Here is a 15,040-nt window from a genome sequence, read left to right as displayed (position 1 = left end):
AGGCTGCGCACTTCTGGAATATGGCAGGCTAGTTTTCAGGCGCTGTTGGTTCACCCAGCAGCGCCTGATTGTCTTCATCCAGCCCCGCCATCGGCGTGGCCTTGGCTAGGGCCATCCACAGGCCGAAGGGCAGCCGTGTGATCGCCCTGCGCGGTGCCTTGCGGGCCACGTGGAGCCGGTTCTGCTCCAGCAACAGCACGCCGCATTCGACCGGTACTTCGTCCGGCGCACCGATGCAGCGGCCCTTCTTGTCGCTGCCCAGCACATACCAGCATTCGCCGCCGAGATCGAGGTAGGCCGCGCGTTTCATCGGCTGGCGCAGATCGCCCAGCAGATCGGCGCGGCGTACCTTGATCTCGTGCACCACCGGTTCGGTGTAGGCCTCGACCGTGGTGTTGCGGATCGAGAACACGTCCGGCTGGGCAATGCACCAGCGTCCGGGCGTTGCGGGGTCCGGCCCGGGCAGCTGGGCACGCAGGCTCAGGCCGCGCCAGGCGATGCGGCCCGCGCGCTGCATCTCGCGCGCCACCCGCTCCACCAGCGCCTCGTGGTCCGAGCGCACGGCGCGGTTGCCGGCCAGGGTTTGCGCAAGCACGGCGATGCCGGCATCCGTCACCTGCAGGACGGTGTGGCCGCTCGGTGTGAGACAGCGCTTCACCAGCCCTGCCGCAAGCAGTTCCACTTCCAGCATGTCCTGGCAAGGCCATCCCGCCGAACGGTAGATTTCACGCAGCCTGCGCGTGTGCAACCGCGTCAACGCAGGAACCGCAGCGTCCGTGCCGGCCGCCGATGTCGATGCCTCGGCACCCATCGAAGGTGTTGCCGTGTTCAGCGCGTGAAATAACCCGTCACGCGCCAGCGTCCATCGGGCTCTCGCACCGTGGTCACGACTTCCTCCAGCGCTTTCTTGTTCGTGTATTCGGTGCTGAACACGGCCGTGACGTATTCCCCGTCGGGCCGGCCCTGCAGCGTCGTCTTGTACACCGCCGTGGTCGGGGTGCGCGAGACCAGTGTGCCGAGTGGCAGCCGGTCCTTGGGGATGGCGTTCATCCAGGTGTCGATCGGCACCATGCCACGAAACACCTGGCTGGCCGCGTCCCAGGCGCCACCCCAGTTCTGCCGGTCGAGCAGCAGCAGCCAGCCCTGGGCCGCGAGCTGGCCCGCGGCCTCCTTGTCGGCGGTTTCCTTGTCCGAAGCGCCGGGCGCGCTGGCCGCAGCGGCGGCCGGGGCGGCGGTCTGTGCCATGGCCGAGAAGCCCAGCAGTGAACCGCAAAGAAGCGCAGCCAGTGCGGCGCGCGAAACGGGGCGAATTTTCATGATGACTCCGTGCGTGAAAGACGATTGGAGCCAGTTTAGGCTCCAACGTGCACCGCGCCAAAGTAAAGACCCGTTTACAAGCTTTTGCAACGGCCGGAAAAATTGTTGACTTCTAAACTATTCACTCATAAACTGAATCCACGGAGACGCTTTTCCAACAGGAGCACAAATGAAGATTGTTTGTATCGGTGGCGGGCCGGCCGGCCTGTATTTCGGTCTGCTGATGAAAAAGCAGAATCCGGGCCACGACATCACCGTGGTCGAACGCAACAAGCCCTACGATACCTTCGGCTGGGGCGTGGTGTTTTCCGATGCCACCATGCAGAACATGCGCCAGTGGGACCCGGCCACCGCGGCCACCATCGAGCATGCGTTCAACCACTGGGACGACATCGAACTGCGCTTCAAGGGCGAAAGGATCCGCAGCGGCGGCCACGGCTTCGTCGGCATCGGCCGCAAGAAGCTGCTCAACATCCTGCAGGCGCGCTGCGAGGAACTTGGGGTGAAGCTGGTGTTCGAGACCGAAGCGCTGTCCGACGCCGATTTTCCCGACGCCGACCTGGTCATCGCCTCCGACGGCATCAACTCGCGCATCCGCCAGCAGCATGCCGACATCTTCAAGCCCGACGCGGTGACGCGGCCGAACCGTTTCATCTGGCTCGGCACGCACCAGCAATTCGACGCCTTCAACTTCATCTTCGAGAAGACCGAGCACGGCTGGTTCCAGGCCCACGTCTACAAGTTCGACGAGAACACCACCACCTTCATCGTGGAGACGCCGGAAGACGTGTGGCTGGCCCACGGTCTCGACAAGATGAATGTCGACGAGTCGGTGGCCTTCTGCGAAAAGATGTTCGCCGCCCACCTGGGTGGCCATCCGCTGATGACCAATGCGCGCCATCTGCGCGGTTCGGCCTGGCTCAACTTCCAGCGCATCAAGTGCGAGCAATGGTCGTTCCACAACGGCCACAGCCACGTGGTGCTGATGGGCGACGCGGTCCACACGGCGCACTTCGCCATCGGCTCCGGCACCAAGCTCGCGATCGAGGACGCCATCGAACTCACGCGGCAGTTCCAGCAGCAGGGCGCCACGGCCGAGAAGATTCCCGAGGTGCTCGCCACCTACCAGCAGTTGCGCAACATCGACGTCTTGCGCCTGCAGAACGCCGCGTGGAACGCGATGGAGTGGTTCGAAGTGGTGGGCCAGCGCTACGCCGACACCTTGCCGCCCGAGCAGTTCATGTATTCGATGCTGACCCGTTCGCAGCGCATCTCGCACGAGAACCTGCGCCTGCGCGATGCGGTGTGGCTCGGCGGTTTCGAGCGCTGGTTCGCCGAGCGGGCCGGCGTGGCCGTGCCGGCCGACAAGGCCGCGCCGCCGCCGATGTTCACGCCGTACACGGTGCGCGGCCTCACGCTGAAGAACCGCGTGCTGGTGTCGCCCATGGCGCAGTATTCCGCGGTCGACGGCGTGGCGGGCGACTACCACCTGGTGCACCTCGGCGCGCGCGCCATGGGCGGCGCGGCCATGGTCTTCGCCGAGATGACCTGCGTGAGCGCCGAGGGCCGCATCACGCCCGGTTGCCCGGGCATGTACAACGCCGAGCAGAAGATGGCGTGGAAACGCATCGTGGACTGGATCCACCACAACACCGACGCCAAGTTCGCGATGCAGCTCGGCCATGCCGGCGCCAAGGCATCCACCCGCCTGGCCTGGGAAGGCATCGACCAGCCGCTGAAGGAAGGCAACTGGCCGATCGTCTCCGCATCCGAGCAGCAATACCTGCCGGGCATCAGCCAAGTGGCCAAAGCCGCCACGCTGGCGGACATGGCCCAGATCAAGGCCGACTTCGTGCGCAGCGCGCAGGACGCAGCCGACATCGGCGTCGACTGGCTGGAACTGCATTGCGCCCATGGCTATCTCTTGTCGTCCTTCATCTCGCCACTGACAAACCAGCGGACCGACGACTACGGCGGCAGCCTGGAGAACCGCCTGCGTTATCCGCTCGAGGTTTTCAAGGCCGTGCGCGCGGTCTGGCCTGCCGACCGGCCGATGTCGGTGCGCATCTCGGCGCACGACTGGGTCGAGGGCGGCATCACGCCCGACGACGCGGTGGCCATCGCGCGCCACTTCAAGGCGGCCGGTGCCGACATGGTCGATTGCTCTTCCGGCCAGGTCAGCAAGAAGGAAAAGCCGGTCTACGGCCGGATGTTCCAGACACCGTTCGCCGACCGCGTGCGCAACGAAGCCGGCATCGCCACCATCGCCGTCGGCGCCATCTCGGAGGCCGACCATGTCAACAGCATCATCGCCGCCGGCCGTGCCGACCTCTGCGCCGTCGCCCGGCCGCACCTGGCGAATCCGGCCTGGACCTTGACCGAAGCGGCCAAGATCGGCTACACGCCGATCGCCTGGCCGAAGCAGTACATGTCGGGCAAGGCGCAGATGGAATCGATCTTTGCGCGCGAAAAGGCGATGGCGGCGGCGCCTGCGGTGAAGGAGCCGGCATGACGAGTTTGTCCGGACGCCATGTCATTGTCACGGGCGCCGCGCAGGGCATCGGCGCGGCGATTGCGACAGCATTGGCGGGGCAGGGCGCGAGCCTGACGCTCGTCGGCCGCCGCGTGGCGCTGCTCGAGGACCTGGCGGCGCGGTTGCCGACGGGCGCGAAACACGCCGTGGTGGCGATGGACGTGAGCAGCGAGGAGGCGGTGGCGCAAGGTTTCGAGCGCGCGCGCGCCGCGCTCGGCCCGGTGTCCATCCTGGTCAACAACGCCGGACAGGCCGAAAGCGCACCCTTCGGCAAGACCTCGATGGCGCTGTGGCAGCGCATGCTCGACGTCAACCTTACCGGCACCTTCCTCTGCAGCCAGGCCGCGCTGCCCGACATGCTGGCCGGCGGCTGGGGCCGCATCGTCAACGTCGCCAGCACGGCGGGACAGCGTGGTTATCCCTATGTGGCGGCCTACGTGGCGGCCAAGCACGGCGTGATCGGCCTCACGCGGGCGCTCGCGCTCGAAGTGGCGAAGAAGGGTGTGACGGTCAATGCGGTCTGCCCCGGCTACACCGAAACCGAAATCCTGCAGGCCAGCATCGCCAACGTCGTGGCCAAGACCGGTCGCAGCATCGAGGAGGCGCGCGCCGAATTCGCCAAGTCGAACCCGCAGGGCCGCATCGTGCAGCCGCTGGAAGTGGCCGATGCCGTGTCGTGGCTGTGTGGTACGGGTGCGGGTGCCGTCACGGGGCAGTCGATATCGGTTTCCGGTGGGGAGGTCATGTGACGAAAGCCAAGATGGTCTCGAAGAAGCTCGAACTCGAGCCGCTGCTCGACGATGACAACATGGGCCTGGAGGCCGGCACTTCATCGGACGACCACCAGTCGATCCGGTTGTGGCTGCGGCTGCTGTCGTGCAGCACCGACATCGAGACCGAAATCAGGAAGCGCCTGCGCCTGCAGTTCGGCATGACGCTCGCGCGGTTCGACTACCTGGCGCAGCTTTACCGCCATCCCGAAGGTTTGCGCATGAACATGTTGTCGCGCAACCTGATGGTCACTGGCGGCAACGTCACCGGCCTCACGGACGAGCTGGAGAAAGCCGGCTTCGTCGCGCGGACCAGCCAGCAGGAGGATCGGCGCTCCTTCGTCGTCGGCCTGACGCCCAAGGGCCGGCGGGCTTTCGAGAAGATCGCACGGGTACACGAGGGCTGGGTCATCGAATTGATGAGCGGCATCGGCGACGCCAACAAACTGCAGCTGCATGAGCTGCTGGGCCAACTCCGCGTGGCGATCTCCAGCCAGTTGAGCGCGGGCTACAACGCGGACGTGTCCGCCGACAAGGAAGCAACATGAACCAGAACATCGACGCCAGCCTGGTGGCTGGCAACCACAAACCTTGCGCCGGCTACCAGGCCGAGAACTTCCTGTGGGAAGTGCGCGACCGCGTGGGCATCGTCACGCTGAACCGGCCCGAGCGCAAGAACCCGCTGACCTTCGCGTCCTATGCCGAACTGCGCGACCTGTTCCAGCGGCTGCGCTACGCCGACGACGTCAAGGCCATCGTCGTTCATGGCGCGGGCGACAACTTCTGCTCGGGCGGTGACGTGCACGAAATCATCGGCCCGCTGATCGGCCTGAAGGCGCCCGAACTGCTGATGTTCACGCGCATGACCGGGGACCTGGTGAAGGCCATGCGGCACTGTCCACAGCCCATCGTGGCCAGCATCGACGGCGTCTGCGCCGGTGCGGGCGCGATCATCGCCATGGCTTCCGACCTGCGCCTGGGCACCTCGCGCAGCAAGACGGCCTTCCTGTTCAACCGCGTCGGCCTGGCCGGCTGCGACATGGGGGCCTGCAACATGCTACCGCGCATCATCGGCCAGGGGCGCGCTTCGGAGCTGCTGTACACCGGCCGGTCGCTGGGCGGTGACGAGGCCCTGGCGTGGGGCTTCTTCAATAGGGTGTGCGCACCCGAATCGGTGCTGAGCGAGGCCGTCAAACTGGCCAACGACCTGGCCCATGGCCCGACCTTCGCCAACGGCCTGACCAAGACCATGCTGCACCAGGAGTGGAACATGGGCATCGACGAGGCCATCGAGTCGGAAGCGCAGGTGCAGGCCCTGTGCATGCTGACGGAAGACTTCGGCCGCGCCTACCACGCGTTCGCCGCGAAACAGAAACCGGTGTTCGAGGGGAACTGACCATGAGCGATACGCGTTACCTCGACTGGCCTTTCTTCGGCGACAACCACCGGGTGCTGCAGGCTGAGCTCGAAGCCTGGTCGGCGCAGCACATCACGCAAGACCATCCTGCGGATGTCGATGCCGCCTGCCGCGCGCTGGTGAAGCGCCTGGGGCAGGGCGGCTGGTTGCGCCATGCGGTGGCGGGCAAGGCGCATGGTGGCGCCTCGGACGTGATCGACACCCGCGCGCTGTGCCTGCTGCGCGAGACGCTGGCGCGGCATTCGGGTCTGGCCGACTTCGCTTTCGCCATGCAGGGGCTCGGCTCCGGGGCGATCTCGCTGGCCGGCAGCGATGCGCAGAAGGAACGCTACCTCGGCCGCGTGGCGCGCGGCGAGGCGATTGCCGCGTTTGCCCTGTCCGAGCCCGATGCCGGCTCCGACGTCGCTGCGCTGGCGTGCGCCGCACGCGTCGAAGGCGATGAAGTGTTGCTCGACGGCGAGAAGACCTGGATCTCCAACGGCGGCATCGCCGACTTCTACGTCGTCTTCGCACGCACGGGGGAAGCGGCCGGCTCGCGCGGCATCTCGGCCTTCATCGTCGATGCGGGAACACCCGGCTTCGAGATTGCCGAGCGCATCGACGTGATCGCGCCGCATCCGCTCGCGCGGCTCAGGTTCACCAATTGCCGCGTTCCGCTGGTGCAGCGCGTGGGTGGGGCCGGAGAAGGTTTCAAGGTGGCGATGCGCACGCTCGACGTGTTCCGCACCTCGGTGGCGGCGGCCGCCCTCGGCTTCGCGCGGCGCGCCTTCGACGAGGGCCTGGCGCGGGCCACGAGCCGCAAGATGTTCAACGGCGTGCTGGCCGACTTCCAGCTCACCCAGGCCAAGCTCGCGCAGATGGCCACCACCATCGACAGCGCCGCGCTGCTGACCTATCGGGCCGCCTGGATGCGCGACCAGGGCCGCAACGTGACCCGCGAGGCGGCCATGGCCAAGATGGTGGCCACCGAGGGCGCACAGCAGGTCATCGACGCGGCCGTGCAGCTCTGGGGTGGCCTGGGGGTGGTGAGCGAGCAGCCTGTCGAGCGGCTGTACAGGGAGATCCGCGCGCTGCGCATTTACGAGGGCGCCACCGAGGTGCAGCAGCTCATCATCGCGCGCGACCTCCTGAAGGATGTGCCCGTTCCCTCTCCTGCAACCAACCCGTAATTCCGGAGCCCGCCATGACCAGCGCCCACATCGACACCTTTGCGCGTGACCGCCTGCCGCCGCTGGAGGACCAGCCCGAGTTCCTGTTCGAGCTGCCGTCGCTACAGTTCCCGGCGCAGCTCAACTGCGCGACCGAGCTGCTCGACCGCCATGTCGCCGAAGGCCGAGGCGATCGGCTTTGCCTGCAAGCCGAAGGCATGCGCTGGACCTATGCCGAACTGCAGGCCCACGCCAACCGGATCGCCAACGTGCTGGTCAAGGACATGGGGTTGGTGCCCGGCAACCGGGTGTTGCTGCGTTCGGCCAACAACCCGATGCTGGTGGCCTGCTGGTTCGCGGTGATGAAGGCGGGCGGCATCGCGGTGGCGACCATGCCCCTGCTGCGCGCCAAGGAGTTGACCCAGATGGCGGTCAAGGGCGAGGTCACGCACGCGTTGTGCGACGCACGGCTCGCCGAAGAGTTGAAGCGGGCGCAGCCCAGCTGTCCGCTGCTCACGCAGATCCGGTATTTCAATGGCACGCCAGCGGATGGCCTGGAAGCCGCGATGGCCACGCACCCCGCCACGTTCGACAACGTGGACACGGCCAGCGACGACACCTGCATCCTGGCCTTCACCTCGGGCACCACCGGCGAGCCCAAGGGCACGATGCATTTTCACCGCGACGTGATGGCCATCTGCGCCTGCTGGCCGCCTCACATCCTGCGCCCGACGCCGGACGACATCTTCATCGGTAGCCCGCCGTTGGCTTTCACCTTCGGCCTGGGCGGACTGGTGCTGTTTCCGATGTCGGTCGGCGCATCGGCCGTGCTGCTGGAGAAGGCATCTCCGCCGGACCTGCTGGCCGCCGTGCAGCGCTACGGCGCCACGGTGCTGTTCACCGCGCCGACCTCCTACCGCGTGCTGGCCCAGCAGGCCGACGCCCTGCGCGGCAGCACCCTGCGCAAATGTGTCTCGGCGGGCGAGGCCCTGCCCGCGGCAACGCGCGCCTTGTGGAAGCAAGCCACCGGCATCGAACTCATCGACGGCATCGGCGCCACCGAGATGCTGCACATCTTCATCTCGGCCGACGAGGCCCATGCGCGTCCCGGCGCCACCGGCAAGGCCATTCCCGGCTACGTGGCGCGGGTGGTCGACGAGGCGGGCGAACCCGTGCCAGCCAACACCGTGGGCAAATTGGCCGTGAAGGGGCCGACCGGGTGCCGCTACCTGGCGGACGTGCGCCAGAAACAGTACGTGAAGAACGGCTGGAACCTGACCGGCGACGCCTACCTGGTCGATGACGAAGGCTATTTCCATTACCAGTCGCGCACCGACGACATGATCATTTCCTCCGGCTACAACATCGCTTCACCCGAGGTGGAAGACGCTTTGCTGCTGCATCCCCAAGTGGCCGAATGCGGCGTGATCGGCGTGGCCGACGCGGAGCGCGGGCAGATCGTCAAGGCCTTCGTGGTGCTGCGCCCCGGTGCGGAGCCCACCGAGGCGATGGTCACCGAACTGCAGGAATTCGTGAAGGCCAATGTCGCCCCCTACAAGTATCCTCGCGCGATCGAGTTCCGCAGCACGTTGCCGCGCACCGAGACCGGCAAGCTGCAGCGGTTCCGCCTGCGAGACAAGCCGTGAGGCATCCGCCGAAATTGAGCGCCCACAACAACAGGAGATTCAGATGACACAAATCCTTCAACCCCCAGGCTGGCCCCGCCCGCGCGGCTACTCGAACGGCGTGACGGCCAGAGGCCGCATGGTCTTCGTGGCCGGCATGGTGGGCTGGGACGCCGAGGGCAAGTTCGCGCCCGGCGGCATGGCCGGCCAGGTGCGCCAGGCGCTGGAAAACGTGGTCGCTGTGCTGAAGGCCGGCGACGCCAAGCCCGAACACATCGTGCGCATGACCTGGTATGTCACCAACAAGCACGAATACGTGGCGGCCTATCCCGAAATCGGCGTCGCTTTCCGTGAGCTGATCGGCAGCTTCAACGCGGTGATGACGGCCGTCGAGGTGTCGGCGCTGATCGAGGACGAGGCCAAGGTGGAGATCGAGGTCACGGCCGTCGTTCCCGATTGACCGACGGACCGAAGTCCAATCAGATTCCCCTGATCCGGCTCACCAGTGCCGCGGTGAATGCCGCCGTGTTGGCCGTGCCGCCCAGGTCGCCGGTGCGCACCTTGTCGACATTCAGCGTCTGGTCGATCGCGGTACGCAGCCGCGTGGCGAGGTCGGGCAGCTTGACGTGGTCGAGCATCAGGGCGGCAGCCAGCAGCAGCGCCGTGGGGTTGGCGATGCCTTTGCCGGCGATGTCCGGTGCCGAGCCGTGAACGGCTTCGAAAATGGCCGCGTCGAGGCCGATGTTGGCGCCGGGCGCCATGCCCAGGCCGCCGACCAGGCCGGCCACCAGGTCGGACAGGATGTCACCGAACAGGTTGGTCGTGACCAGCATGTCGAACTGCTCGGGCTTGAGCACGAGCTTCATCGCGCAGGCGTCGATGATCACCGTGTCGATTTCGAACTGGCCCTTGTACTTGCGTTCGTAGAGCTCCAGGCCGGTCTCCAGGAAGATGCCGGTCAGCGCCTTCATGATGTTGGCCTTGTGCACGATGGTGACCTTCTTGCGGCCGGTGGCCACGGCGGTGTCGAAGGCGTACTCGAGCAGCCGACGGCTGCCGGCGCGGGTGTTGATGCCGGTGGCCATGGCCACGGCGTGCGGATCGTCGTCGATCTGCACGTAGTGCTCGTGGCCGATGTACAGGCCTTCGAGGTTCTCGCGCACCACCACCAGGTCGATGTGGTCGTAGCGTCCTCCAGGAATGATGGTTTTCGCTGGCCGCAGGTTGGCGTACAGCTTGAACTCCTCGCGCAGCCGCACGTTGGACGAGCGGTAGCCGCCGCCCGACGGCGTCTCCAGCGGGCCCTTGAGCGCCAGGCGGGTGCGGCGGATGCTGTCGAGCGTGGCCGCGGGCAGCGGGTCGCCGGCGAGCTGCACGCCACCCAGACCGGCGATCTGCCGGTCCCACACGAATGGCGCACCCAGCGCGTCGAATGCGGCCAGGGTGGCGTCGACGATTTCGGGGCCGATGCCGTCTCCGGGGATCAGGGTGGCGGGGATGGGTGTGGTCATCGGCTGGGCTTTCTTCGGTTGGTCAGGGCTCCAGCATACGCCCTGCGGCGTGGGCCTGGCGGCTCAGCCGCGCGCCACCGGGCGGGCGGCGTCGCTGCACCACTCGCTCCAGCTTCCCCCATACAGGCCGGTGGTGCCCAGGCCGGCGATTTGCATGGCGATCACGTTGGGGTTCGCCGACACGCCGCTGCCGCAATGGTGCACCACGGTGGCGGGATCGCGGCCGGCGAGCAGGGCTTCGAATTCTGCCCTGAGCTGGGCGGCTGGCTTGAACTTGCCGTCTTCGCCCAGGTTCTGGCCGAACGGCCGGTTCAGCGCGCCCGGGATGTGGCCGGCCACCGGGTCGAGCGGCTCGACTTCGCCACGGTAACGGGGCGCGGCGCGTGCGTCGATCACGGTCTGGCCGGGCTGGCCCAGGCCTGCCTCGACCGTTTGGGTGGTCACGAGCTTGGCCAGTTCGGTGCCGAGGGTGAAATTGCTTTGGAAGTGCGCTGGCTCCTTGCCCGTGGCCACGGCACCGCCTTCGGCCTGCCAGGCCTGCAGGCCGCCGTCGAGTACCGCCACCGCATCATGGCCGGCCCATTTCAGCATCCACCACAGCCGGCCGCAATAGTTGGCGCCATTGCGGTCGTAGACGACGGCCTGCATGTCGTTGGCGAAGCCGACGCTGCTGAGCCAGGTGGCGAATTTTTCGCGGTTGGGCAGGGGATGGCGGCCGCCGGAGGCCGGCGCGTCGGCATCGTGCGCCGTCAGAACGCCGGCGGGGCCTGGCGCGCCGTGCTTGGCGCTGAGGTCGGTGTCGAGGTTGGCGTAGACGGCGCCGGGAATGTGCCCACCCAGGTAGGCCTGTTCGCCGGCGTCGGGCTTCATCAGGTCGAAGCTGCAGTCGAAGACCATCAGCGGCTGGCCGCCGGCCTGCAGCGCCTTGAGTTGTTCGACGGAGATCAGGGTCGTGTACATGTGCGTTGGCTCCTTGGGAATGGGGTCAATGTTCTTCGGCCGGGGCATCCGGTGCGGCGCGCGCCCGCAGTACCGTGGCGGCGATGCCGCTACCGACGATCAGCGCCATGCCGGTCCAGCCCATGCCGGTGATCTTGTCGCCGAACAGCGCGATGCTGTAGCAGGCCGCGAAAACAATGCCAGAGTACTGCAGATTGGCCACCACCAGCATTGCGCCCTGACTGCCCGCGCGCGAATAGGCGCGTGTCATGCAGAGTTGGCCGGCGGCGGCCAGCACCCCGATGGGCAGCAGCCACAGAGCAGCATGCCAGTGCCAGGGCGATAGGCCGGTGAAGCACATGCCGATGGCGCCGGCCACCGCCGAGCCCAGCGCGAAGTAGAAAACCGTGCGGGTTTCGGGCTCGGCCAGCCGCGACAGGGCCATCACTTGCATGTAGGCGAAGGCGGCGCTCAGGCCGGACAGCAGGCCGACCAGCCCGGCAAAGCCTTCGCCTTCGTTGAGCGAGGGGCGCAACATCAGCACGACGCCGGCGAAGCCAGCGAGCACCGTCGCCACCAGTGGCCCATTGAGCATGGGAGCTGCGTCGTCCCGTCCCGGCCGCCAGCTCAACAAGGCCCCGCCGACGAGGAAGGCGGCGATCCACACGCTGCTCATGTAGTTCAGCGTCATGGCCGTGGCCAAGGGCAGGTGGGCGATGGCGTAGAACCAGGCACCGAGCGAGAACACGCCGATGGTGCTACGCCAGGCATGCATGCCGGGATAACGCGTGGCGAGCTTCACGCCCTGCGATCGCGCCAGCAGGGCCATCACCACGACGCCGATCACGCCGCGGTAGAAGACCAGTTCGGCCGAATTGAAGCTGGCCGATGCGAACTTCACACAGACCCCCATGGTCGCGAAGAAGAACGCGGCCACCACCATCCATAACGCTTGCATGCCGGGAACTACTTTCTTTGGAACAGGTGCTTCGACAGGCTCAGCACGAACGGGGAGGTAGCTCGGAAGAACGGGGCTCACTCCGGCTCGAACGGGTTTACCTGCCTACCATTTGCTGCCTGTACCACTCGTGGAAGTGCTGCATGCCGTCTTCCATTGGGCTCTGGTACGGGCCGACCTCGTTGTCGCCGCGCTGCAGCAGCGCCTTGCGGCCGGCGTCCATGCGCAGTGCGATCTCGTCGTCCTCGACGCAGGTCTCCATGTAGGCCGCCTGTTGCGATTCGACGAACTCGCGCTCGAACGCGGCGATTTCCTCGGGGTAGTAGAACTCCACCATGTTCAGCGTCTTCTGCGGCCCGATCGGGTGCAGCGTCGACACCGTGAGCACGTGCGGGTACCACTCCACCATGATGTGCGGGTAGTAGGTGAGCCAGATCGCACCATGCTTGGGCGGCTGGCCGTCGCGGTACTGCAGCAGGGCGTTCTGCCAGCGCTCATAGGCCGGGCTGCCGGCCTTGCCCAGGCGGTTGGCCACACCTACGGTCTGCACCGAGTAGTGTTCCTTGAGCTCCCAGCGCAGGTCGTCGCAGGTCACGAAGCCGCCCAGGCCCGGGTGAAACGGGCCGACGTGGTAATCCTCGAGGTAGACCTCGATGAAGGTCTTCCAGTTGTAGTCGCACTCGTGCAATTCGACGCGGTCGAGCACGTGGCCCGAGAAATCGAGGTCCGCGCGCGGGCCCATGTTCGCCAGGTCGCGTGCCACGTCGCGCCCGTTGCTTTCGAACAGCAGGCCGTTCCACGACTGCAGCGGGTAGTTGTTCAGGTTCAGGCAAGGATCCTGCGCGAAATGCGGCGCGCCGAGCAGCGTGCCCGCCGGGCCATTGCCGTGGCTGCCGCTGTAGGTCCAGCGGTGCAGCGGGCAGACGATGTTGCCGCCCGCGCTGCCCTGCTGCGTACCATGCAGCGAGCCGCGACCCTTGAGCATCACCGCCTGACGGTGCCGGCAGACGTTGGAGATCAGTTCCACGCCCTGGGGCGTGCGTACCAGCGCGCGGCCTCCGCCCTCCTGGGGCAGCGCGTGGTAGTCGCCCACGCTGGGGACGGCAAGTTCATGCCCGACATAGCGTGGCCCCCGCTGGAAGAGGGTTGTCAACTCGCGCTGAAACAGCGCCTCGTCGAAGTAGCTTGAAACTGGTAGTTGGCTTGCGGCCTGCTGCAGTTGAAGACTTAAATCAGACATGGGATGTCCTGACCTAGAGACTCCCCCTATGAAGGGGCAGGTGTTAGGCGCACGATTGCGCGGGAAGGGTAAGGGCCGGCAAAGCCGGTGAAGACGCCAGCCGGGGCTGGTAGGGGAGGGGCGATTGTAGCCGCGGGGCGCCCGGCGTGCCCGCGACCGAGAAAGGCCCATGCCGCCGGTTGTTACAAGTCCGACCCGCAAACCCCTAAAATCGCTCCCTTCCCATCGATTGCACAGGTTGCACCATTTCCATGCCCAAGGCCCCTGCCTCTCCCGTCCCAACGGCCGCCGTACCGGCGCTTTCGCCCGTACCTGCCAGTTTCGAGGCGGCGCAGGAAGAGCTCGAACAACTGGTGAGCCGGCTCGAATCGGGCCAGATGCCGCTCGAGCAGTTGCTCACGGGCTACCAGCGCGGCGCCGAACTGTTGAAGTTCTGCCGCGGCAAACTCGAAGCCGTGGAAGACCAGATCAAGGTGCTCGACCAGGGCGCCCTCAAGCCTTGGGGGCAGGAATGAGCGCTGTCTTGAAGTCCGAAGGCTTCGACCTGCGGGGATGGAGCGTCAGCCGGCTCGACCGGGTCGAACAGGCGTTGACCCGCTGGGTCGCGGCCGACGTGCCCGACGGGCACCACCATCCCGCCCGGGACGCGCTGGGCCACGACGCCCACGTGCTCGGTCACGAAGCCCCGGCGGCGCTGCGCGAAGCCATGCGTTATGCGGTGCTCGACGGCGGCAAGCGCCTGCGCCCGTTGCTGGTGCTGGCCGCGCGCGAGGCCGTGCGCGGCCACGAGCCCGATGCGGCGCACGCCGGCCTGGACGATGCGGCCCTGCGCGCGGCCTGCGCGGCCGAACTCATCCACGCCTATTCCCTGGTGCACGACGACATGCCGTGCATGGACAACGACATCCTGCGCCGCGGCAAACCCACGGTCCATGTGCGCTTCGGCGAGGCCCAGGCGCTGCTGGCCGGCGACGCCCTCCAGGCCCTCGCCTTCGAATTGCTGACGCCCGATACCGACGATGCCGCCCTGCCGGCGGTACAGGCGCGGCTGTGCCGGCTGCTGGCCAAGGCAGCGGGTTTCGAGGGCATGGCCGGTGGCCAGGCCATCGACCTGGCCAGCATCGGGCTGCAGCTCAGCGAAGACCAGTTGCGCGGCATGCACCGCCTCAAGACCGGCGCGCTGCTGCAGGGCAGCGTGATGCTGGGTGCGGCCTGTGTCCAGGATCGCGGCAGCCTGCCGGTCACGGCCCTGCCCGCCCTGGCCAGCTATGGCGCGGCGCTGGGCCTGGCTTTCCAGGTGGTGGACGACATCCTCGACGTCACCGCCGACTCGGCCACGCTCGGCAAGACCGCGGGCAAGGACGCGGCGCAGGACAAGCCGACCTACGTGTCGGTGCTGGGCCTCGATCGCTCGCTGAGCTATGCGCAGGAGCTGCTGTCCCAGGCGCTGACCGCGCTGGACGAAAGCGGCCTGGACGACACCCGGGCCCTGTGCGCGCTGGCCGACATGGTCGTCAACCGCGCCAGTTGATGCCCTGCCACCGCCCATTGCCAGCCCGCCCCACGCGGTTATAAGCGCTTC

15 protein-coding genes are annotated in these 15,040 nt (G+C 67.0%); 9 read left to right on the top strand and 6 right to left on the bottom strand.

The window, feature by feature from the left end; all coding sequences use genetic code 11:
* Window positions 1-28: 28 nt before the first annotated feature.
* Window positions 29-811 carry a hypothetical protein gene (locus RD110_RS20005; RefSeq protein WP_076201429.1) on the bottom strand — a complete coding sequence of 261 codons (783 nt, stop codon included), beginning with the start codon at window positions 809-811 and terminating at the stop codon, window positions 29-31.
* 17 nt (window positions 812-828) lie between these two features.
* Window positions 829-1,317 (bottom strand): DUF4019 domain-containing protein, encoded by a 489-nt coding sequence (locus RD110_RS20000; RefSeq protein WP_083686373.1) that lies wholly within the window; start codon window positions 1,315-1,317, stop codon window positions 829-831.
* Window positions 1,318-1,486: 169 nt separating this feature from the next.
* On the opposite strand from RD110_RS20000, the gene RD110_RS19995 reads away from it, so the two are divergent.
* Genes RD110_RS19995 through RD110_RS19965 form a run of 7 tightly spaced genes read left to right on the top strand, consistent with a single transcriptional unit; the run spans window position 1,487 to window position 9,270 of the window.
* Window positions 1,487-3,829, top strand: coding sequence for a bifunctional salicylyl-CoA 5-hydroxylase/oxidoreductase (locus RD110_RS19995; RefSeq protein WP_076201427.1), 2,343 nt, complete (start codon window positions 1,487-1,489; stop codon window positions 3,827-3,829).
* Complete coding sequence (locus RD110_RS19990; RefSeq protein WP_076201425.1) at window positions 3,826-4,599, top strand: SDR family NAD(P)-dependent oxidoreductase; 774 nt, start codon at window positions 3,826-3,828, stop codon at window positions 4,597-4,599. The genes RD110_RS19995 and RD110_RS19990 overlap by 4 nt, the downstream gene beginning before the upstream one ends.
* Window positions 4,596-5,168 carry a MarR family winged helix-turn-helix transcriptional regulator gene (locus RD110_RS19985; protein ID WP_239467077.1) on the top strand — a complete coding sequence of 191 codons (573 nt, stop codon included), beginning with the start codon at window positions 4,596-4,598 and terminating at the stop codon, window positions 5,166-5,168. The genes RD110_RS19990 and RD110_RS19985 overlap by 4 nt, the downstream gene beginning before the upstream one ends.
* Window positions 5,165-6,016 (top strand): enoyl-CoA hydratase family protein, encoded by an 852-nt coding sequence (locus tag RD110_RS19980; protein ID WP_076201423.1) that lies wholly within the window; start codon window positions 5,165-5,167, stop codon window positions 6,014-6,016. Before RD110_RS19985 ends, RD110_RS19980 begins: the two co-directional genes overlap by 4 nt.
* 2 nt (window positions 6,017-6,018) lie before the next feature.
* Window positions 6,019-7,206: an acyl-CoA dehydrogenase family protein gene (locus RD110_RS19975; protein WP_076201421.1), complete on the top strand. Its 1,188-nt coding sequence runs from the start codon at window positions 6,019-6,021 to the stop codon at window positions 7,204-7,206.
* A 14-nt stretch (window positions 7,207-7,220) separates the two neighbouring features.
* On the top strand, window positions 7,221-8,831 hold the full coding sequence (locus tag RD110_RS19970; RefSeq protein WP_076201419.1) for an AMP-binding protein: 1,611 nt from the start codon (window positions 7,221-7,223) through the stop codon (window positions 8,829-8,831).
* Window positions 8,832-8,874: 43 nt separating this feature from the next.
* A complete protein-coding gene (locus tag RD110_RS19965; protein WP_076201417.1) occupies window positions 8,875-9,270 on the top strand; it encodes a RidA family protein in 396 nt (131 codons plus the stop codon).
* 19 nt (window positions 9,271-9,289) lie between these two features.
* Here RD110_RS19965 and RD110_RS19960 read toward each other — a convergent pair whose 3' ends face one another.
* The 4 genes from RD110_RS19960 to RD110_RS19945 all read right to left on the bottom strand — a co-directional run bounded on the left by RD110_RS19960 (window position 9,290) and on the right by RD110_RS19945 (window position 13,458).
* Entirely contained in the window at window positions 9,290-10,321 is a 1,032-nt protein-coding gene (locus RD110_RS19960) for an isocitrate/isopropylmalate family dehydrogenase (protein ID WP_076201415.1), read from the bottom strand.
* A gap of 63 nt (window positions 10,322-10,384) precedes the next feature.
* Window positions 10,385-11,281: a sulfurtransferase gene (locus RD110_RS19955; protein ID WP_076201413.1), complete on the bottom strand. Its 897-nt coding sequence runs from the start codon at window positions 11,279-11,281 to the stop codon at window positions 10,385-10,387.
* Window positions 11,282-11,306: 25 nt separating this feature from the next.
* Window positions 11,307-12,218 carry a DMT family transporter gene (locus RD110_RS19950; protein WP_076201411.1) on the bottom strand — a complete coding sequence of 304 codons (912 nt, stop codon included), beginning with the start codon at window positions 12,216-12,218 and terminating at the stop codon, window positions 11,307-11,309.
* A 97-nt stretch (window positions 12,219-12,315) separates the two neighbouring features.
* On the bottom strand, window positions 12,316-13,458 hold the full coding sequence (locus RD110_RS19945) for an aromatic ring-hydroxylating oxygenase subunit alpha (RefSeq protein ID WP_076201409.1): 1,143 nt from the start codon (window positions 13,456-13,458) through the stop codon (window positions 12,316-12,318).
* A gap of 251 nt (window positions 13,459-13,709) precedes the next feature.
* Between RD110_RS19945 and RD110_RS19940 the strand changes: the two genes are divergently transcribed.
* A complete protein-coding gene (locus tag RD110_RS19940; RefSeq protein ID WP_076201407.1) occupies window positions 13,710-13,973 on the top strand; it encodes an exodeoxyribonuclease VII small subunit in 264 nt (87 codons plus the stop codon).
* Window positions 13,970-14,989 carry a polyprenyl synthetase family protein gene (locus RD110_RS19935; RefSeq protein ID WP_076201405.1) on the top strand — a complete coding sequence of 340 codons (1,020 nt, stop codon included), beginning with the start codon at window positions 13,970-13,972 and terminating at the stop codon, window positions 14,987-14,989. Before RD110_RS19940 ends, RD110_RS19935 begins: the two co-directional genes overlap by 4 nt.
* The last annotated feature ends 51 nt before the right edge of the window (window positions 14,990-15,040 follow it).

Source organism: Rhodoferax koreense (assembly GCF_001955695.1).
Taxonomy (GTDB): Bacteria; Pseudomonadota; Gammaproteobacteria; order Burkholderiales; family Burkholderiaceae_C; genus Rhodoferax_B; species Rhodoferax_B koreensis.
This window is presented reverse-complemented; position numbering and strand designations above follow the sequence as displayed.

Coding starts and splice junctions, on each gene's coding strand:
- RD110_RS20005 (WP_076201429.1), bottom strand. CDS start 811: ATGGGTGCCGAGGCATCGACATCGGCGGCCGGCACGGACGCTGCGGTT.
- RD110_RS20000 (WP_083686373.1), bottom strand. CDS start 1,317: ATGAAAATTCGCCCCGTTTCGCGCGCCGCACTGGCTGCGCTTCTTTGC.
- RD110_RS19995 (WP_076201427.1), top strand. CDS start 1,487: ATGAAGATTGTTTGTATCGGTGGCGGGCCGGCCGGCCTGTATTTCGGT.
- RD110_RS19990 (WP_076201425.1), top strand. CDS start 3,826: ATGACGAGTTTGTCCGGACGCCATGTCATTGTCACGGGCGCCGCGCAG.
- RD110_RS19980 (WP_076201423.1), top strand. CDS start 5,165: ATGAACCAGAACATCGACGCCAGCCTGGTGGCTGGCAACCACAAACCT.
- RD110_RS19975 (WP_076201421.1), top strand. CDS start 6,019: ATGAGCGATACGCGTTACCTCGACTGGCCTTTCTTCGGCGACAACCAC.
- RD110_RS19970 (WP_076201419.1), top strand. CDS start 7,221: ATGACCAGCGCCCACATCGACACCTTTGCGCGTGACCGCCTGCCGCCG.
- RD110_RS19965 (WP_076201417.1), top strand. CDS start 8,875: ATGACACAAATCCTTCAACCCCCAGGCTGGCCCCGCCCGCGCGGCTAC.
- RD110_RS19960 (WP_076201415.1), bottom strand. CDS start 10,321: ATGACCACACCCATCCCCGCCACCCTGATCCCCGGAGACGGCATCGGC.
- RD110_RS19955 (WP_076201413.1), bottom strand. CDS start 11,281: ATGTACACGACCCTGATCTCCGTCGAACAACTCAAGGCGCTGCAGGCC.
- RD110_RS19950 (WP_076201411.1), bottom strand. CDS start 12,218: ATGCAAGCGTTATGGATGGTGGTGGCCGCGTTCTTCTTCGCGACCATG.
- RD110_RS19945 (WP_076201409.1), bottom strand. CDS start 13,458: ATGTCTGATTTAAGTCTTCAACTGCAGCAGGCCGCAAGCCAACTACCA.
- RD110_RS19940 (WP_076201407.1), top strand. CDS start 13,710: ATGCCCAAGGCCCCTGCCTCTCCCGTCCCAACGGCCGCCGTACCGGCG.
- RD110_RS19935 (WP_076201405.1), top strand. CDS start 13,970: ATGAGCGCTGTCTTGAAGTCCGAAGGCTTCGACCTGCGGGGATGGAGC.